This window comes from Streptomyces sp. NPDC048566, assembly GCF_043199735.1.
Classification (GTDB): domain Bacteria; phylum Actinomycetota; class Actinomycetes; order Streptomycetales; family Streptomycetaceae; genus Streptomyces.
Genome location: NZ_JBICWL010000001.1, coordinates 594,217 through 613,107, shown reverse-complemented (window position 1 = coordinate 613,107; position 18,891 = coordinate 594,217). Strand labels below are relative to the sequence as shown.

The 18,891-nt window shown below is 74.9% G+C and carries 16 protein-coding genes; 8 read left to right on the top strand and 8 right to left on the bottom strand.

Going from position 1 to position 18,891, the window contains the following annotated elements; translation table 11 throughout:
- Positions 1–16: 16 nt before the first annotated feature.
- Positions 17–481, bottom strand: coding sequence for an SRPBCC family protein (locus ACGFS9_RS02665; RefSeq protein WP_393250038.1), 465 nt, complete (start codon positions 479–481; stop codon positions 17–19).
- 209 nt (positions 482–690) lie between these two features.
- On the opposite strand from ACGFS9_RS02665, the gene ACGFS9_RS02660 reads away from it, so the two are divergent.
- The 4 genes from ACGFS9_RS02660 to ACGFS9_RS02645 all read left to right on the top strand — a co-directional run bounded on the left by ACGFS9_RS02660 (position 691) and on the right by ACGFS9_RS02645 (position 4,699).
- Entirely contained in the window at positions 691–1,206 is a 516-nt protein-coding gene (locus ACGFS9_RS02660) for a hypothetical protein (RefSeq protein WP_393250036.1), read from the top strand.
- Positions 1,207–1,339: 133 nt separating this feature from the next.
- Positions 1,340–2,773, top strand: coding sequence for a flotillin family protein (locus ACGFS9_RS02655; protein WP_393250034.1), 1,434 nt, complete (start codon positions 1,340–1,342; stop codon positions 2,771–2,773).
- Positions 2,774–3,110: 337 nt separating this feature from the next.
- Positions 3,111–4,295, top strand: a complete 1,185-nt coding sequence (locus ACGFS9_RS02650) for an acyltransferase family protein (protein WP_393250032.1) — start codon at positions 3,111–3,113, stop codon at positions 4,293–4,295.
- A complete protein-coding gene (locus ACGFS9_RS02645) occupies positions 4,292–4,699 on the top strand; it encodes a GNAT family N-acetyltransferase (protein ID WP_393250030.1) in 408 nt (135 codons plus the stop codon). The genes ACGFS9_RS02650 and ACGFS9_RS02645 overlap by 4 nt, the downstream gene beginning before the upstream one ends.
- Before the next feature lie 239 nt (positions 4,700–4,938).
- Here ACGFS9_RS02645 and ACGFS9_RS02640 read toward each other — a convergent pair whose 3' ends face one another.
- A complete protein-coding gene (locus tag ACGFS9_RS02640; protein WP_393250028.1) occupies positions 4,939–6,342 on the bottom strand; it encodes an amino acid permease in 1,404 nt (467 codons plus the stop codon).
- A gap of 416 nt (positions 6,343–6,758) precedes the next feature.
- Positions 6,759–8,093 carry an MFS transporter gene (locus tag ACGFS9_RS02635; protein WP_393250026.1) on the bottom strand — a complete coding sequence of 445 codons (1,335 nt, stop codon included), beginning with the start codon at positions 8,091–8,093 and terminating at the stop codon, positions 6,759–6,761.
- A 71-nt stretch (positions 8,094–8,164) separates the two neighbouring features.
- Between ACGFS9_RS02635 and ACGFS9_RS02630 the strand changes: the two genes are divergently transcribed.
- Positions 8,165–9,199, top strand: coding sequence for a GlxA family transcriptional regulator (locus ACGFS9_RS02630; RefSeq protein WP_393250024.1), 1,035 nt, complete (start codon positions 8,165–8,167; stop codon positions 9,197–9,199).
- A 1,037-nt stretch (positions 9,200–10,236) separates the two neighbouring features.
- Here ACGFS9_RS02630 and ACGFS9_RS02625 read toward each other — a convergent pair.
- From ACGFS9_RS02625 to ACGFS9_RS02615, 3 genes are all read right to left on the bottom strand, one after another.
- On the bottom strand, positions 10,237–10,698 hold the full coding sequence (locus ACGFS9_RS02625) for an ATP-binding protein (RefSeq protein WP_393250022.1): 462 nt from the start codon (positions 10,696–10,698) through the stop codon (positions 10,237–10,239).
- Positions 10,699–11,700: 1,002 nt separating this feature from the next.
- Positions 11,701–12,213 (bottom strand): EF-hand domain-containing protein, encoded by a 513-nt coding sequence (locus ACGFS9_RS02620; RefSeq protein WP_393250020.1) that lies wholly within the window; start codon positions 12,211–12,213, stop codon positions 11,701–11,703.
- A gap of 248 nt (positions 12,214–12,461) precedes the next feature.
- The gene (locus ACGFS9_RS02615) at positions 12,462–12,830 is read right to left on the bottom strand and encodes an STAS domain-containing protein (RefSeq protein WP_393250507.1); all 369 of its coding nucleotides are present in this window, start codon (positions 12,828–12,830) and stop codon (positions 12,462–12,464) included.
- A gap of 516 nt (positions 12,831–13,346) precedes the next feature.
- Between ACGFS9_RS02615 and ACGFS9_RS02610 the strand changes: the two genes are divergently transcribed.
- The gene (locus ACGFS9_RS02610; protein ID WP_393250018.1) at positions 13,347–13,928 is read left to right on the top strand and encodes a sigma-70 family RNA polymerase sigma factor; all 582 of its coding nucleotides are present in this window, start codon (positions 13,347–13,349) and stop codon (positions 13,926–13,928) included.
- Complete coding sequence (locus ACGFS9_RS02605) at positions 13,925–15,415, top strand: zf-HC2 domain-containing protein (RefSeq protein ID WP_393250016.1); 1,491 nt, start codon at positions 13,925–13,927, stop codon at positions 15,413–15,415. The genes ACGFS9_RS02610 and ACGFS9_RS02605 overlap by 4 nt, the downstream gene beginning before the upstream one ends.
- A 428-nt stretch (positions 15,416–15,843) precedes the next feature.
- On the opposite strand, the gene purU is transcribed toward ACGFS9_RS02605, so the two are convergent.
- Positions 15,844–16,728, bottom strand: coding sequence for a formyltetrahydrofolate deformylase (purU, locus tag ACGFS9_RS02600; protein WP_393250014.1), 885 nt, complete (start codon positions 16,726–16,728; stop codon positions 15,844–15,846).
- A 211-nt stretch (positions 16,729–16,939) separates the two neighbouring features.
- The gene (locus ACGFS9_RS02595; protein WP_393250012.1) at positions 16,940–17,440 is read right to left on the bottom strand and encodes a hypothetical protein; all 501 of its coding nucleotides are present in this window, start codon (positions 17,438–17,440) and stop codon (positions 16,940–16,942) included.
- Between the two features lie 117 nt (positions 17,441–17,557).
- Between ACGFS9_RS02595 and ACGFS9_RS02590 the strand changes: the two genes are divergently transcribed.
- Positions 17,558–18,859, top strand: coding sequence for an ABC transporter substrate-binding protein (locus ACGFS9_RS02590; protein ID WP_393250010.1), 1,302 nt, complete (start codon positions 17,558–17,560; stop codon positions 18,857–18,859).
- The last annotated feature ends 32 nt before the right edge of the window (positions 18,860–18,891 follow it).

Below are 18,891 nucleotides of genomic sequence, written 5' to 3'. Positions count from 1 at the left end.
CCGGTCCGCCCCCGGCTCAGCTCCGGTCGCCCGGCCGTGCCGCGCCCGGGGCGCGGTGGGACTCCGCCGTCAGTTCGGCGAGCTTCTGGAACTCGCCCAGGTCGTAGTTGGCGAGCGCGGAGTCCAGGTTCGTGAGCGCGCCGAGGCGCTCGACGAAGCCCTTCGGGTCGTACTCGATCTGCAGCGTGACCCGGCTGGCGGTGTCGCTCAGGCGGTGGAAGGTGACGACGCCCGCGTGCTCCACGCCCTCCACCGTGTGCCAGGCGATCCGGTCCTCGGGGACCACCTCGGTGAGTTCGGCGACGAAGTTCTTGTCGGCTCCCGGCAGTTGCAGCTGCCAGGCGAAGCGCCGCCCGTCGAGGGGGTCGACGCGGCGCACGTGGCTCAGGAAGGCCGGCCAGCGGGTGACGTCGCTCCACAGGCCCCACGCGACGGAGACGGGGGCCTGGACATCGACGGTTTCGACCAGAGAGGCGGACAAGGCGACTCCTCACGTGTTCCGGCTCCGGGCGGAGCGTCCGGGACGTACCGCGTACCCGCGGCGGGAGACCGCATGCGGGGCGCGCTGTGCGGGGACCGGCACCGAATCCGCGCCGATGACTGCCGGAACCGGGCAGTGAACGAAGCCCGGTCGCCGTGTGACGATGCGGCCATCGCGAAGGGCGCGGCAAGGAAGGGCGGTGAGAGCGCGTGACGTGGTTCCTGGGTCTCGGTGTCGCGGGGATCGTGCTCCTCGTCCTGTCCCTGGTCTTCGACGGGTTCCTGGAAGGCGTCCTCGACGGGATCGGCCTCGGGGACGGCCTCCTCGACGGGCTGCTGTCGCTGCCGGTGGTCGCCGGGTTCCTGTCCATGTTCGGGTTCGCCGGCGCCATCGCCCTCGGCTCGACGGGCTGGGGCACGGTGGGCGCCGTTGCGGTCGGCGTGCCGGCCGGCTGCCTCACGGGCTGGCTGGCGTACCGCCTCGGCCGGGCCCTGATGGACGACCGGTCGGGTGCGGCGCCCCGCGGGGACGACGTGGTCGGCGCCGCGGGCTCCGTGGTGACCGCCATCCCCGCCGACGGCTACGGCGAGGTGCTGCTGCGGCTGGCCGGGCAGCCGGTGAAGCTCGCGGCCCGAAGTCCGGTGCCCGTCGCCCGCGGCGCCGAGGTCTGGGTGGAGGCGGCGCTGTCACAGACGGCGGTCGCGGTACGCCCGGTCGAACACTGAGCGACCCCGTCTCCCCGCCCGGCACCGGCCGCCGGTGCCGCCGCTTCGCGGGGTGTGCGGCGCGTCCTCGTCCTCCGCTTTTCGTACGTCTGCATCGACTGCCGTCCCCCTCGGGGTGGCTGAGGGGAACATCATGAGTTCAGTGGCCATCGCCGTCGTGGGAGCCGTCGTGCTCCTCGTGCTGCTCGCCCTGGTCGTCATCACCCGCTACAAGGTGGCGGGGCCGAGCGAGGCGTTCATCGTCACCGGCCGGCGCGGCAAGAAGTCCACCGACCCCGAGACGGGCCGGATCTTCACCGACAACAGCGGGCAGAAGGTCGTCGTCGGCGGCGGCGTGTTCGTCGTGCCGTTCGTGCAGCAGAAGTTCACCCTCGACCTGTCCTCCCGGCACATCCCCGTCGCGGTGCGCGGCGCGGTCACCCTGCGCGGTGTGAAGGCCCACCTCGAAGGCGTCGCCATCGTCAAGGTCGGCGGCACCGAGGACTCCATCCGTGCCGCCGCGCAGCGGTTCCTGATGCAGCAGGAGGGCATCGTCGGCTTCACCCAGGAAGTGCTGTCGGGTGCGCTGCGCGCGATCGTCGGCCGGATGTCGGTCGAGGACATCATCCGGGACCGGGCCGCGTTCGCCGGGCAGGTCGCCGAGGAGGCCGAGGCCAGTCTGTCCGGGCAGGGCCTGGTGCTGGACGCCTTCCAGATCCAGGACATCACCACGGAGGGCTCCTACCTGGAGGACCTGGGCCGCCCGGAGGCCGCGCGGGCCCGCCAGGAGGCCGACATCGCCGAGGCCGTGGCCCGGCGCGCCGCCGAGCAGGCGCGGCTGAAGGCGGAGGAGGAGATCGCGGTCGCCCAGCGGACCTTCGCGCTGAAGCAGGCGGAGATCAAGGCGGAGACCGACGAGGCGTCCGCCCGTGCGGCGGCCGCCGGCCCGCTGGCCGAGGCGGCCCGCCGCCAGGAGGTGCTGGGCGAGCAGGAGAAGGTCGCCGAGCGGCAGGCCGCGCTGACCGACCGCGAACTCGACACCAAGGTCCGCAAGCCCGCCGACGCCGCCCGCTACCAGGCCGAGCAGGAGGCCGAGGCCCGGCGCATCGCCCTGGTCAAGCAGGCCGAGGCGGACGCCCAGCGGTCCCGGCTGACCGGTGAGGGCGAGAAGGCGCACCGCGCGGCGCTCGCGGACGCGGTCCGCATCGAGGGCGAGGCCGAGGCCGCCGCGATCGGCGCCAAGGGAGCGGCCGAGGCCGAGGCGATGCAGAAGAAGGCGGACGCCTTCGACCGGTACGGCGACGCGGCCGTGCTGCAGATGCTGGTGGAGGTCCTGCCGCAGGTCGTCGCCAAGGCGTCCGAGCCGCTGAGCGCCGTCGACAAGATGACGGTCATCTCGACCGACGGGGCCTCGCAGCTGTCCCGCACGGTCGCCGACAACGTCGCCCAGGGCGTGGAACTCCTCAACTCCACCACGGGCGTCGACCTCGCGGCGCTGCTGAAGAACATCACCGGCCGGGCGGAGGACGGGCAGTCCGCGAACGGCGCGTCCGCCGAGGCGGACGGCCGCATCGAGATCTCCGGCTGACCCGCGCGCACCACGGGAGAGCCCGGACCGCCTCGGCGGTCCGGGCTCTCCCGCGTCCACGGGCGGCGCGGACGCGGGTCCGGGGGCCGCTGCGGCGGACGGGTCGGCGGACCGCGGGACGCGCGCGGGAGGACGCGGAACGCTCCGCCGGGGCGGCCCGCGGGCACCCGGTCCGTCGCGCCCTCCGCGCCTCCCCGCGCCGGGAGGCCCGGCGGCGGACGGCGGGGGGAGCGGGTGATCGAGTTCTCGGGAGGCCCTCGGGGTGACTACGATGCCCGCCACGTGCCGGCACCGCATGACTTCCGGGAGAGGGGCAAGACGCGAAGAAGTCCGCCGGATGTCCACCGAGGGGGTACTCGTGAGGGAGACGCTGCGGCCGCCGGAGCGGCAGGGGACCCGGGTCCCGCCACCGCGCACGGAACCCCCCGGGCGTCCCGCGGACGGCGGAGCGCCCCGCACCCCCCGCGGCGAGCCGGCCCCGCCCCCGCGCACCGCACGGCGCGACCCCTTCTTCGACAACGCCAAGTACCTGGCCATCGTGCTGGTCGCCATGGGGCACGCCTGGGAACCGCTGCGGGACGACAGCCGGGCGGCGGCGGCCCTCTACATCACCGTCTACACCTTCCACATGCCGGCCTTCATCGTGATCTCCGGCTACTTCTCGCGGACCTTCGACGCGAGCCCCGCCCGGATCAGACGCCTGGTGACCGGCGTCGCCGTCCCGTACGTGGTCTTCGAGATCGCCTACTCCCTGTTCAAGCGGTGGGCGGACGACGATCCGGGCCACCCCGTCAGCCTGCTGGACCCCTGGTACCTGACCTGGTTCCTCGGCGCGCTGTTCATCTGGCGGCTGACCACGCCGCTGTGGCGGGTGGTGCGGTGGCCGCTGCCGCTCGCGCTCGCCGTCGCGGTCCTCGCCGCGGTCTCCCCCGACATCGGCGACGACCTCGACCTCCAGCGGACCCTGCAGTTCCTGCCGTTCTTCGTCCTCGGGCTGCTCCTGCGGCCGGAGCACTTCGACCTCGTGCGACGGCGCGCGGCGCGCGTCCTGTCCGTCCCCGTCTTCGCGACCGCGCTGGCGGTCGCCTACTGGGCGGCCCCGCGGGTCAAGGCGGCCTGGTTCTACCGCCGCGACAGCGCGCAGGAACTCGGCGCCCCCGGCTGGACCGGCGCCGCCATGACGCTCGCGCTCTTCGTCTGCTCGGTGCTCCTCGTCGCGTGCTTCCTCGCCTGGGTGCCCGGCCGTGCCAGGTGGTTCACCGCGCTGGGCGCCGGAACCCTGTACGGCTATCTGCTGCACGGCTTCCTCGCCAAGGGCTCCCGCTTCTGGGACTGGTACGACCACGGCTGGGTGCACCGGCCGCTCGGGGAGATCGCCGTCACCGCCTTCGCGGCCGTCGTGATGACGCTGCTGTGCACCCCGCCCGTGCAGCGGACCTTCCGCTGGGTGATGGAGCCGAGGATGAGCTGGGCGTTCCGAAAAGACGCCGTCGCGTCGGCCAGAGCGCGGGAATCCAGGTGACCGGGCCGGCGCGGCCTCCCGACGTGCGCTTCGAGCACGTCGCCGCGCCGGTTCCCGAGGGACTGCGGACGATCGTCGTCCGCGACGGCGAGGGCCGGGTCGTGGGCCGCCTCGCCTACCAGGTCTGCCGGCCGTGCCGGCTGGGATACGTGGAGTGCGTCGCCGTCTCACCCTGCCGGCAGGGCCGGGGGATCGGCCGCCGGGCCCTGCACACCGCGCTGTCCCAGGGCGCGGACCACACCTGGTCCACCTCGCGCCAGTCTGCCGACGGCCGCCGTTTCTTCGCCGCCGTCGCGGAGGAGACGGACCGGGACTTCCCCGCGACGGCGGCGCGCTGCCCGCACATGCTGGCCGCGCGTCCCGGGGGCCCGGTCCGCAACCTGCTCGCCCGGCACCGCCTGTAGCCCACTCCGGCCCGTACGCACTCCCCGCGGCCCACCCGGACCCGTACGTTCCCGGCCCGGCACGGCCCGTCGCGCACCCGCCGCCGGCACACTCGGGCCCGTCGCGCACCCGGCCCCCGCCGCCCACCCCCTCGCGCACCCCGTCGCGCAGCGGCGCCACGACACGGTGTCCGCGCCGAGCCTCTGCCGGCCGGGCCGGGCGGCGCGCGTGCCCTCGGTCCCGGGCTCGCCTGCCGCCGTCAGGGGGCGGGCGCTCCCTCGGCCTGGGCCTCGATGTCCTCGATGCCGCTGGGGCGGCCGGCGCGGGTCCAGCGGACGTAGAGTCCGGCGGCGATCAGCAGCGTGCCCACGAGCGACAGCACCGGCCAGCCGCGCAGCAGGTTGACCGCGAGCGTGAACGCGACGGCCAGCGCGGCGAGGGCGTTGACCCAGGCCAGCACGGAGCTGCCCTCGTCGCGTGCGAAGCGGGTCATCGCGAGCAGCCCCACGAGGAAGCTGACGAAGACCGCGACGGCGTAGAAGAGGACGAGTTCCTGCTCCTGGCCCGCCGCGGCGACGATGATGACGGCCGCGGCGGCGAGGTAGACGACGACGGACCAGTACGGGGTGTGGTGACGGTTGGTCCGGCCGAGCACCGGGGGCAGCACGCCGGGCCTGTCGGAGGTGCCGGCCAGGGCCTTCAGCAGGCCCGGTCCCGCCTGGAAGGAGGAGCTGGCGGCGGCGAGGAGGAGCAGCGAGCTGGTGAGCTGGAAGGCGCTGTAGAGCCAGCCCGGTCCGGCCGCGGCGTTCGCGATGTCGGCGATCTGGGTGGAGTCGGTGCCGGGCACCCCGATGTGCAGGCGGACGGCGAGCGTCGTGAGGGCCAGGGTGAGGCCGCCGACGATCACCACCAGCAGGGCCAGGGTGCCGCGGCCGAAGCCGCGGCGCTCGTCGTCGCCGAGCTGGCCGAGCTGGGCGATGGCGGTGGACGGGGCCTCGACTCCGGTGGCCAGGGCCATGGCCACCGGGAACGCCAGCACCACGGCGATCATCGCCGAGTGGCCGGGGGCGGTGGCCGCCGCCGCGTGGCCCTGCGCGTGGGGCGCGGTGAAGCCGAGGACCAGCACGGCGACGGAGATCACCACGAACGCCACGGTCATGACGGCGAACAGCAGCCGTCCTCCGTGCCCGAACCAGGTCAGCCCGGCCACCACGAGCAGCAGGAGCAGCGCCAGCGGGACCCGGAACGGGGCCAGCGCGGGGAACAGGGCGATCACCGCGCTGGCCGCGGCCGAGATGGAGATGCCGATGGTCAGCACGAAGTCGACGACCAGGGCCCCGATGGGCAGGAACGTCCAGCGCGGTCCGAAGGCCCGTGCCGCGGCGGCAGCGGCGCCTCCTCCCTTGGGGAAGCGGCGGACCAGCTGCCAGTAGTTGGCGGTCACCACGACCACCAGGCCGATCACCAGGCTCATGGTGGGCAGCAGGAGGGCGAGGTCTCCGTGCAGGGCGCGCAGCGCGGCCTCGATGGCGTACGCGACGGAGGACACCGGGTCGGCGATCACCGCGAAGGCGAACGCGAAGAAGAGGACGGACCGGCGCGGCGCACGGCCCCGGGGGGCACCGGGCTCCGAGGGGACCTCGACCTGACGAGTGGACAGCACGCGAAGACCTTTCGGACGGCAACGATGATGGAAGTTCGCCGACCAGGCTTCCCGGCACACCAGGCGTCAACGCTACGCCAGAGTCCTGCATGTACACCATCAACAATCCGTCAAGGAAGGGTCAAACTGCCAGGTGAGTGCCGGATCGGGTGATCCCTCGCACGGGATCGGCCGCCGTGTCGCCGCCGGCCGCCGTCGCGACCGCCCGGACCGCCCGGCGCCCGGGAGGGACACCGCGCACCTCACGCCCGGGAAGCACCCCTGGCGCACGGTCGGTGCACGGTTCGCGGTCGGTGGGTACGTCGGCCTCGGGCGGGCCGCGCACGGGAGCGGGCGGCCCCGTTGAGGGCCCCTCCCGGTGAGGGGACGGGGACGGGGCCGCCCTCCCCGTTGAGGGCCCCGGAGCCCCGGGGCCCTCAACCGGCCGCGGGCCGCACGGTCACGGCCCGCGGCACCGCCGGACGGCGGCGCCGGATCACCAGCGCCATCAGCGCCGCCACCGCGCACAGCGCGCCGGCCGCGTACCAGACCACGTCGTAGGAGCCGAAGCGGTCGCGGGCGACGCCGCCGAGGAAGGCGACCAGCGCCGCGCCGACCTGGTGGGAGGCGAGGACCCAGCCGAACACGATGGCGCTGTCCTCGCCGTAGTGCTCGCGGCACAGGGCCAGGGTGGGCGGCACGGTGGCGACCCAGTCCAGGCCGTAGAAGACGATGAAGAAGATCATCGGAGGGCGCACGTCGGGGGCGAGCAGCATCGGCAGGAAGAGGAGCGAGACGCCGCGCAGCGCGTAGTACACGGCCAGCAGGCGGCGCGGCTCGAAGCGGTCGGTGAACCAGCCCGAGGCGATCGTGCCGACCACGTCGAAGACCCCGACGACCGCGAGCAGCGAGGCCGCCGCCGTGATGGGCATGCCGTGGTCGTGGGCGGCCGGGACGAAGTGGGTCTGGACGAGCCCGTTGGTCGAGGCGCCGCAGATGGCGAAGGTTCCGGCCAGCAGCCAGAAGGGTCCGGTGCGCACGGCGGAGGACAGCACGCCGAGCGTGCGCCGGGCGGCGCCGCGCACCGGCTCCGGCTTCGGCACGAACTCCGCTGCACCGTAGGGCTTCTGCCCGAGGTCCGCCGGGTGGTCGTGCAGCAGCAGCCAGACGAAGGGGACGACGGCGAGCGCGGCGAGCGCCACGGTGACGGCGGCAGGCCGCCAGCCGTGCTCGCTGACGATCCAGGACAGCACCGGCAGGAAGATCAGCTGACCGGAGGCGGAGGCCGCGGTGAGGATGCCGGTCACCAGGCCCTTGCGTTCGGTGAACCAGCGGTTGGTGACGGTCGCGGCGAAGGCGAGCGCCATCGACCCGGTGCCGAGGCCCACCAGGAGGCCCCAGCAGAGCAGCAGTTGCCAGGCGGCCGTCATCCGGACGGTGAGACCCGAGCCGACGGCGATCACGGTCAGCGCGACCGCGACGACGCGCCGGATGCCGAAGCGGTCCATGAGGGCGGCGGCGAACGGCGCGGTGAGGCCGTAGAGGGCGAGATTGACGGAGACGGCCGCGCCGATCGTGCCGCGCGACCAGCCGAAGTCCGCGTGCAGGGGGTCGATGAGCAGGCCCGGCAGGGAGCGGAAGGCGGCCGCGCCGATGATCGTCACGAAGGTGACGGCGGCGACGAACCACGCGCGGTGGACGCGGCGGGGGGCGGTCGGTCGGACGGGCCGGGAGTCCTCCGCGGCGGGTACGGCTTCGCTTGTCTCGGTCACGTCCCCGAGCTTCGGGCACGGGACGCGGCCGATCCACTGGCCCGAAGGACAGCATTCGTTAGGATCGGGCCATGGCCTCGTCGCACGCGTTCCGCCCGCACCGTGTCGTCGTGCTGGCCCTGGACGGCCTGCTCCCCTTCGAGCTGGGCATCCCGCAGCGCATCTTCGGCAAGGCCCGCGACGGCGCCGGCCGTCCGGTGTACGAGGTGGTGACGTGCTCGGCGCGGCCACCCGGCCCGGTCGCCACGGACGCCGACTTCGCGGTGCTGGTCGCCCACGGCCCCGAGGCGCTCGGCACCGCCGACACCGTGGTGATCCCGGCGTCGTACGATCTGGGCCCCGTCGTGCGGGACGGCGTGCTGACGCCCGAACTGGCCGCCGCCCTCGCCCACATCCGCCCCGGGACCAGGCTCGTCTCCATCTGCACCGGCGGCTACGTGCTGGGCGCGGCCGGCTACCTGGACGGCCGCCCGGCCACCACGCACTGGATGCACGCCGAGCACTTCCAGCGGATCTTCCCGACGATCCGGGTGGACGCCGGCGTGCTGTTCGTCGACGACGGCGACGTGCTGACCTCGGCGGGTGTCGCCGCGGGGATCGACCTGTGCCTGCACATCGTGCGCCGGGACCACGGCGCCGCCGTCGCCAACGACGTGGCCCGGCGCACCGTCGTCCCGCCGCACCGGGACGGCGGCCAGGCGCAGTTCGTCCGGCGCCCCGTCCCCGAGGCGCAGTCGGCCGGGACGGCCGGTGCGCGGGCCTGGGCGCTCGGCCGGCTCCACGAGCCGATCCGGCTGCGGGACATGGCCGCGCGGGAATCCCTGTCGGTCCGCACCTTCACCCGCCGCTTCCGCGAGGAGGTCGGCGTGAGTCCGGGGCAGTGGCTGACCCGGCAGCGCGTCGAGCACGCCTGCCGGCTGCTGGAGTCGAGCGGCCTGTCCATCGACCAGGTCGCCCGGGACTCCGGGTTCGGCACCGCCCAGTCGATGCGCCAGCATCTCCAGGCGACGCTCGGCGTCACCCCGACCGCCTACCGGCGCACCTTCCGGTCGGCTGCCGTCGGTGATCCGGAGCAGGAGGGCCCGGCGGCCGTCGGACGCGGGTGACACCCGGGCGGCCGCGGGCACGTCGGCCGCCGCCCGCGGCCGGACCGACGGCACCGCGCCCGCCCGCCTGCCGGCGTGCGCGTCCTGATCCCGCGTGCGGCGACAGGTGCCGCCGGGTGCGCGCCCCGGTGGCCGTCGCCGCTTTCCACCCGGGCCCGGTCGGCCGCCGCCCCGGCGCGGTGCGCGCCGGGGCGGCGGGTGGACCGGTCCGGTGCCGCGCGAGCCGGGCCCGCTTCACACTCACGCCGGGCCCGCCGAGGAGTCGACGCCGCAGGGCCGGAACCGGCACTGCGGAGAGTTGTCCACACGCTGTGGACAAGAGCGGCGGCCCGCCGTCCCGCCCTCGGCGGTGTCCGATCGGTTCACGGGCGGGGGCGGCGACCCTCCGGCAGCCCGGGCGCCCGTCCGGTCCCGCGGGTTCCGGCGCCGAGCTTCACGGGCGGCACCGGCACCCCGCGGCCTGGCGGCGCCCTTCGGCAGCCCGGACTCCCGTCCGGTCCCGCGGGTTCCGGCGCCCGGGCTCCGGTTGACGGCGCGTCTCCCCCACTCCCGACCGCGCCCGGCGCGAGGTCCCCACCCCGTCCCGGGCGCGCCGCACGCGCCGCCCTCCGCCTCCGGCGCCCCCGCCCGGCCCCTCCTGCCTCCGAGGAACCGACGCCGCGTCGCGACCCGCACTCGCCGAGGACCCCCGTCACCGGAGCCCTCGCCGTCCCCTCGCGGCGCGTCGCTGACCACAAGCGTGATCAAACGGACACCGCACGTCAACAGAGGGATCGCCAATTCCGGCCGGTACGCCCCTTTTGGGACAGCGCGCGCGGAAGCACGGCCCGGCGCATGCGGCCGATGCCGCCGCCGAGCGGGGCGCGTTCGCCCGTCTCCGCCCCTACCGCGCCCGCAGCGCCGTCCGCCCGCGCGCGGACGGCGCCGGATCAGGGCGGGTCGCGAACGTCCCGCCCTCCGGTCGGAGTTGGCGGGGCCGCGCGGCGCCGGAGTACGTGCGGGGCGTCGCGCGGCGGGCGGGAAGCGCCGGACAGGCTCTAGACCGCCTCGTACGCGAAGTCCTCGTAGGCCGGATAGCGGGCGCCCGCGGAGGCGCCCGACGCGCAGCGGTCCACCTCGCACCAGATGCGCTTGCCGGCACCCTCGGGATTCCAGCCCCAGCGGTCCGCCAGGCCGTCGACCAGTTCCAGGCCGCGGCCGTTGGTGTCGTCGCCTTCGGCGTGCCGCGGCATCGGCGGCCGGGCGCACGCGTCGGCGACCTCCAGGCGCACCGTGGCGGCCTCACCGCCGCCGGGCAGGCACAGCCGCAGCACGGCCGGACAGCCGGTGTGCACCACGGCGTTCGTGACGAGCTCGGAGACGAGCAGGATCAGCGTCTCGGCGAGCGGTTCGTCGGCCTTTATCCCGGAACCCGCGAGCCGGGAACGGGCCCACCGCCGGGCTCGCCCCACCTCCGCGGGGTCGGGCCGGATCTCCAGCTGCACTTGAAGCACCTGCACCGCTCACACCATCCGAACCGGCGGACACATCGCCTCGCGCCTCACAAGGGCCACGATCGTAGCCATTTTCTGCATGGCCAGAACAAGAATCACGGACCGTGATTCCCTTGCGAGACAGCATGGTTGACGTACAGTCACCCCAACAAGCGCTTCGGGCATATTCCAGCGCGAAGGAGTACGCGTGCGGCATACTGTGCGACGCTCGCCACGGGGAGTCGAACAGGCAGGTACGGGGATTCGTCCTGCCTCGCGAGCGGCGCGCATCGCCGGGTACGGCGCCGCCTCCGGGGCGCCACCGGGCCGACTCAGCCTCGGAACCACTCGCATCCCACACAAGGTACCGGAGCGCGGCACCGACTCCGGGCCGTGACGAGTCCGGCCGCGGGCCCGCACCGGTGCGGACGCTCCGTGACGACCGTGTGCCACGATCCGTGACACCCCTCTTCCCGGCCCTCGACGTCGCCGCAGCGCAGCGCCCCCGTCGGACCGGTCCGGCGCCGGGCCCCGCCGCGAGCACCTCCTCACTCTGCGTGCGGCGACGGGTGCGAGGGGTGCGCGCTCGGGCGGGTCGCACGGCGCGGGCGGGCGTCGGACTCCCAGGTGAGGCCCCTGCCGCCGCGCGCCGGGGCGGCGGCGGCGGACGGCGGGTGCGGCGGTCTCCGCGGCGAACTGCCGGAGGGAGGCGGTGCCGGCGGGTCCGGCGGCGGCGGGCCTGCGCCCCGCACCGGCCCGGCCCGGACGAGCCGCTCCGCGGCGGGGCGCCGGACGGTCCGAAAGGCCCCGATCGGGCGGGCGAACTGCTCGCGCGTCCGGGCGTGTTGCCCGGCCGCCCCGCACCTCCGCGCGGGGCCGCCCGGCCGTCCCCCCGCGGTGCGCGGGGAGAGGGGGCGGGCGCCGCGGGGCGAGGCCGGGCGGGCGGTGCGGCGGAGCCGGTGCGCGCGGTGCGCGCGTACCGCCTGGGGGAGCGGCACCCGCAGAAGAGGGGCGCCGCGGGCGTCGGTCCTACTCGGGCACGGTGAAGTAGCGGGCGAAGGCGGCCACGACCTCGCCCTCGCCGACCCGTCCGTCGGTGTCGGCGTCGAGGGCCGCCGCGGCAGCGGCGGCGGTGGCCTCGTCCGCGCCGAGCGCGGTGATGACGCGCCGGGTCTCCTCGACGGTGGCCGTGCCGTCCCCGTCGCCGTCGGCGACCGCGAGGGCGGCGTGCAGGAAGGGGCGGGCGATCTCGGCGAACCGCTCGGGGTTGTCCCGCAGCCGCTTCACCGCGCCGCTCACGAACTCCTCGCGGGTGATGCGCTGGTCGCCGTCCCGGTCCGCTATGCCGGCCATGCCCTGCCAGAACGCCTCGGCGCCGATGTACAGGGCCTGGCCCTTGTCCGACCGCGCCGCCGTACCGAACTCGGCGAGCACGGCCTTGGCCGCGGCGTTGAAGTCCTCCCGGTCGATGTAGCCGTTGCCGTCCTGGTCGAACCCGGCGAACCGGGCGGCAATCCTGCGCTCGTACTCGGTGCTGACCATGGGTGTTCGGACCGCCTCACTTCTCAGCCGGCCGTGGCCGGACTGCGGTTCATCTGGCTCGGAGCGTACGACGAGCGGCGGGGCGCGGGAGCCGAAAACGACGGTTGTGCCAAGACCGGGGGAGTTCCGGGACGACGGCGTCGCACGGCCGGGCGCGTCGCCCGCGCGCGGCGGCCGGGGGCCGGGGAGCCGCGCGGCGGCCGGTGTGACGCGCTCCACGACGGCGGGCCGGCGCGGGCGGACGGCGCTCAGGCGGACAGCGGGCGGGCGTCCTCGTCGAGGGCCGCGTCGACGTCGGGGTAGACCTCGAAGAGGCGGCGCACGCCGAGCGCCGCGAGGACGCGGTTGACGTGGGAGCCGTCGACGGCTCCCTGGGCGGGCAGGATCAGCCGCAGCCGCCCCTGGCAGGAACGCATCAGGCGGCGGGTGGCGATCAGCACGCCGACACCGCTGGAGTCGCAGAAGAGGACCCCGGAGAGATCGAGGACGATGCTGTGCCGCCCCTCGGCCACCACGTCGTGCACGCCCTGGCGCAGCACGGGCGCGGTGACCAGGTCGAGTTCGCCCGACACCCGCAGCACGGCCCACTCGCCTTCGTCGCGGATCACCGCGTCCAGGCCGTCCGCGCGGCTCCGGCCCGCCCCGCCGGGCGCGCCGCCCCGGCCGTCGGTCTCGTTGAGCGTCACCGCCACGCCTCTCGCTCGCCTCGTCCTGCAGAACCGGAAGCCATCCGTACGCTTCCTTCCAGCGCGGCTGCCCAGCCGTCATGCCGCGAAACACCGAACCGCGCCCACGCGCCCCGGGCTCCCATGAAACACGCATCCGCTCCGAAGGAAACGTCGATCCACGGTCGAAAATGCTCAATGAGGGGTCGATTTCGGTCGCATCCGATCCCAAGGACTCATGGACGGGAGCCGAAGCGGCGCGCTTCTACCATCCATGGCCGGTTCGGGGGCGCACATTGGCGCAAAGGGGCGTGCACGGCCGGACGTGCCGACTACATTCAGGACAGCAGGTGCGCCCACGCTGGACGGCGGCCGGCATGACGGTCCGGTGGACGGGGACACGTCGGTACACCGGCCGCACGCAACGGCCCGGGCACGACAGCGCACGACGAGGGGGCAGGGGGCCGCATGGCGAAGCAGGACACACCGCCCCGCTGGGACCGCACGATGCAGCAGCGGCTCGCACGCGGGGAGGCGGCGGCACTCGGCGAGTTCTACGACCGGTTCGCCTCCCTCGTCCACGGTCTCGCCCACCGGGTGCTCGGCGACGAGCGGGCCGCCGACGGCATCACCCGCGAGGTCTTCACCCATGTCTGGGAACACCCCGACGCCTACGACCCGCGGCAGGGACCGCTGCGCTCCTGGGTGGCCGGTCTGACCCACCGGCTGGCCGTGCAGCGGCTGCGCGCCACCGAGACGGCGGCTCTCGCGCAGGGCGGCGACGGCACCGCCGAGGAACTGGAGCGCAAGGTGCGCAGCGCCTCCGTGGCGGCCCGCGCGGACTACATCGTCACCTCCATGCCCGCTCCGCTGCGGGCCGCCCTGGACCTGGCCTACTTCCAGCGCCGCGACTACCGCCAGACGGCGGCCGACCTCGGCGTGACCGAGGACGAGGCCCGCCGCCGGCTCCGGCTCGGCCTGCAGCTGCTGTCCACCGCGCAGGACACCGGCCGCGCGGTCCCGCCGTCCCCGTACGGAGGTGCGCGGTGAGCGCGGAGGCGGACCGTCCGGGCCCGGACGGCCACGGGGACGGCCCCGAGGACGACGGTGCCGGCCACCAGGGCCGCGACGCCCGGACCGGCAGCGCCGGACACCGGGAGCACCCCGGGGAACCGGACGGCTCCCGGTCCCCCGGAGAGGACGGCGGGCACCCGCACCCGCAGGAGCACCCGGAGAACCCGCAGCACGTGGAGCACCCGGAGCACCCGCAGGCCGGGATACCGCTGCCCCGGTCCTCGGTGGAGGACACCGGCCTCCCCCTTCCCCGGCCGGCCCTCTCCCCCGAACCGGACCCGTTCCCCGAACCCGCCGCGCAGCCCGGGACGGCCGGCGCCCCGGCGCCGCTCGCCCTCGAACACGGCGTCCTGAAGTCGCTGCTCGGCGCGTGGGCGCTGGCGGCCTGCTCGGCCGAGGAGACCGCGGCCGTCGAGGAGCACCTGGGCGCCTGCGGAGCGTGCGCCGACGAGGCGATGCGGCTGCGCGGGGCGGTCGCCCTGCTGCACCCCGCGGAGAGCTTGGACCTGGACCCCGCGCTGCGCACCCGGGTCCTCACCGGCTGCCTCGACCGGCGCCCGCCCCGCATCCCCGTCCCCTCCTGGGCGGACGCCTACGACGCGGAGACGGCCCGGCTCGACGCCCTGCTCCAGGACATCGGCGGCGCCGAGTGGCACGCCCCGGTGCGGCTGCGCTGGTTCGACGGACGGGCCCCGGCCGACCGCCGCACCACGGTCGCCGGAGTCATCGCCCACCTGCTCAGCGTGGACGGTCTCGTCGCCGTCGCGCTGGGCCTGGACGACCCGCTCGGCGAGACGGACACCCCGGACCGGACCCCGCAGGGGCGCACCGAGACGTACTGGCGTTCCTCGCACTTCCCGCCCACCCGGTCGGTGCGCGGCCCCTGGCGGGCGCAGAGCCACGCCATCGTGCGGACGGCGTCCTTCGTGGACGACGGAACCGTGCGCGCGGACGGGACGGACACCGTCGGCCTGACCGTGCCGTACGGCGACTTCGCGCTGCCGCTCGGCGACGCGATGCTGGACCGCGCCTTCGAGTGCTGGGTGCACGCCTGGGACATCGCGGACGCGGTGGACTACCCCTACGAACCGCCCGCGCCCCGGCATCTGCACCGGATGATCGACCTGGCCGCGCGGATGCTCCCCGGGTCGCTGGCCGAGCGGCGCAGGGTGGGTCTGTCGTCCCCGGCGGCCCGGCACCTGGTCGCCGCGGGGACCGGGGGCCGCAGTCTGCGCCTGGAGATCGAGGGGTCCGGGGGCGGCGACTGGCTGATCCCGCTGGACTCCCCGGACGCGGTCGGGTCGGCCGAGCACGAGGTGGCGCATGTCGCGCTGGACGGGGTGGAGTTCTGCCGCCTCGCGGCCGGCCACGTCTCCCCGGAGGAGGCCGCCGCCGGGCAGGACGGCGACCGCGCGGCCATCCGCGACGTCCTGTTCGCGGCGGCGTCGCTGAGCCGGATGTGACGCACCGGCGGGAGCCCGCCCGCCGGGCACCCGCACCGGCAGCGCCGCCCCGGGTCCGCCGCCTGCGCCCCCGGGCCCGTCCCCGCCAGGGCGCCGGCCGGGCGGGGCGCGGCACCGGGGCGCCCGCGCTGCGATCCGAACGCCGACCCCGACGGCTCGCGGCGTCCGGTGCGGAGCGGCGCCCGGGTGCCCGATGTACTCGGGTGATGGGACAACGCGGTGCGGAGCCGGGCGCCGCGAGCCCTGCCGAAGGCGCCCATCCGGCTGGTGCCGTGACCGGAACGCACCGCCGGACGGCCCGCGACGTCCCGTGCGGGGCGGCGCGCGGCGGAGCGGCGCGCGCGTGCCGGGCGGACTTCGACGGTGCGGCAACGCGGCGAGGTGCCGTGCCGGGCGTCGCGAGCCGGCGAGCCCTGCCGGTCAGGGCACTAGGCGAAGACGACCGTCCGGCGGCCGTTGAGCAGGATGCGGCGCTCGGCGTGCCACTTCACCGCGCGGGCCAGCGCCTGGCACTCGACGTCCCGGCCGATGGCGACGAGCTGGTCTGGGGTGACGTCGTGGCCGACGCGCTCGACCTCCTGCTCGATGATCGGGCCCTCGTCGAGGTCGGCGGTCACGTAGTGCGCGGTGGCGCCGATGAGCTTCACACCGCGGGCGTGCGCCTGGTGGTAGGGCTTGGCGCCCTTGAAGCTCGGCAGGAAGGAGTGGTGGATGTTGATGATCCGGCCGCTGAGCTGCTTGCACAGGTCGTCGGAGAGGACCTGCATGTAGCGGGCGAGGACGACCAGTTCGACGCCCTGCTCGCGGACCAGCTCCAGCAGCTGCGCCTCCGCCTCCGCCTTGGTGTCCTTGGTCACCGCGATGTGGTGGAAGGGGACGTCGTAGGAGCCCACGAGTTCGGCGAAGTCCGTGTGGTTGGACACCACGGCCGCGATGTCGACGGGCAGGGCGCCGATGCGGGCGCGGAAGAGCAGGTCGTTCAGGCAGTGGCCGAACCGGCTGACCATGAGGACGATGCGCATCCGGTCCTCGGCCCGGTGGATCTGCCAGTCCATCGCGAAGGCGTCGCCGATCGCCGCGAAGCTCGCCCGCAGCTTCTCCACCGATACCGGTGACTCCGCGGAGAAGTGCACCCGCATGAAGAACAGGTCCGTGTCGTGGTCGCCGAACTGCTGGCTGTCCTCGATGTTGCAGCCGGTCATGAACAGGTAGCTCGACACGGCGTGCACGATGCCCTGCTTGTCGGGGCAGGACAGGGTCAGGACGTACTGCTCGGCGGCGGGCGCGCTCCCGCGGACGGACGGCTCATTCATGCAGCACAGGTTCCCACACCGGCTCCGCCCGGGGGACTGCCGTCCCGCACCGCGGACGGCCCACGGGCCCGGGGGCGGCGGCCGCGGCCCCCGGGGGCGCACCCGCACCGCCGTCCGGCACCGCACCGCACCGCACCGCACCGCACCGCACCGCACCGGCCAGGGGTCCCCGGTGCCGTGCGGCCGACGACGGCCGCACGGTCGCGGGACGTTACGCGGACCGCGTCAGGATGCGCAGGACCTCCAGGGTGCGCGGCGGGACGTCCGCGTCCTCGCCGTCGCTCGTCGCCAGCCGGACGTGCGCGGCGCGGGCCGCGTGCACGGCGTCCGGCCACCCCTGGTGGTCCAGGTAGGCGGAGACCGGGGCGTCCGGCCCGACCTGGTGCATGATCCGCAGGACCCGCAGCACGGCGGTGTCCACGAGGGCCGCCTCCTCCGCGTCCCGGAAGATCGTGCCGACGTACTTCTCGGCGGACCAGTTGTCGAGCCAGGTGTCCTCGACCAGGCGGTACACGGCGTCGGTGACGTCCCCGTACCCGTCGACACCGGCCAGCCAGACGTCGCGCTGGAAGGCGGGGTCGGAGAGCATGTGCAGCGCGGAGCGCACATTGCTGCGCCAGCGCCACCACGGCATGTCGTTCAGTGGCATGCCGCCCATGGTGGTGGAGCGACGGCCGCGACGGGAAGAGTTCTCCGAACCTTGCACGGTCACCGATCGTACGTTCCTCGCGAAAGGCACGTCATCGGCCCCTGCACTTCACCTCTGCGTCATCCCCTCTTGACCCCGGGTAACGCGGAGGTTCGCGATGTGGGGGAATCGTGCGTGTCCATGACCGGTAGGCGACGTACGCGCACCCCGTCCCCCCGTCCGCGCCGTCGGCCCCTCAAGGCCGTCCTGCTGTCCGCCGGCGCGCTGGCCGCGTGCGGGTCGATCGCCGTCGGATGCGGGGCCGTCCCCGGTGCCACGGGGGGCTCGGGGGACGGCACCGTCAAGGTGATGACCTGGGCGCCGGAGAAGACGGCGGCCACCAACAAGCCGGGCATGCCCGCCCTGGCCCGCGCCTACGCCCGCTGGGTGAACGCCCGCGGCGGCATCGCCGGGCACCGGCTGGAGGTCCTCACCTGCAACGACCACAACGACTCCATCGACGCCGCGCACTGCGCCGAGCGGGCCGCGGAGGAGAACGTCGTGGCGGTGGTCGGCTCCTACAGCCAGCACAGCCGGTCGTTCCTCTCCCCGCTGGAGAGCGCGGGCATCCCCTACCTCGGCGGGTACGGCGTCACCGAGGCCGAGTTCACCAGCCCCCTGTCCTATCCCGTCAACGGCGGCCAGCCCGCCCTGCTGGCCGGCCTCGGCGAGCAGCTGGGCGGGGCCTGCGGCCCGGTCTCGCTGATCCGGCCCGACACCACGGCCGGCGACCAGCTCCCGGTGCTGCTCGACTCCGGCCTGACCAAGCGGGGCCACGCGCCCGCCGCCGACCAGCGGGCCGCCGAGGACGCCACGGAGTACTCCAGCCCCACCCGGCAGGCGCTCGCGCACGCGACCTCCGATCCGGCCGAGCGCGGCTGCGTGGTGCCCGCCCTCGGCGACCGCACCAACACCTTCATGGACTCCTTCCGGCGCGCCGGCACGGCGTATCCGAAGGTCCGCACCGGCACGGTCATCGGCAGTGTCGACCAGTCGCAGATCGACGCCACCGGCGGCACGTCGAGTCCCTACGAGGGCAGTTACGTCACCGGCTGGTACCCGACCGCGGACGACGCCCGCTGGAACGGGATGCGGGCGATGCTCAAGGAGCAGGCGTTCGGCGACAACCGCGTCGACCCCGCCGACCCCGGCGTGCAGACCACCTGGATCGCCTACTCGGTGCTGAAGCAGGTCGTCGAGTCGCTGGGGTCGGGCGAGGTGACCTCGCTGGCGGTGCGGCGGGCGCTCGACGACGGGCTGGAGGTCGACACGGACGGCCTCACGCCGACGCTGAGCTGGCGCTTCGACGACCTGATCGGCTCCTACGACTTCCCGCGGCTGATCAACGCGGACGTCACCTTCCAGGTCGTGCGCGACGGACGGCTCACCGCGGCCCGCCGGGGGTTCGTGAACATGGCGAAGACGCTGGAGAACGCGCGCTAGTGCCCTGACCGGAAAGGTTCGCCGGACAGCTC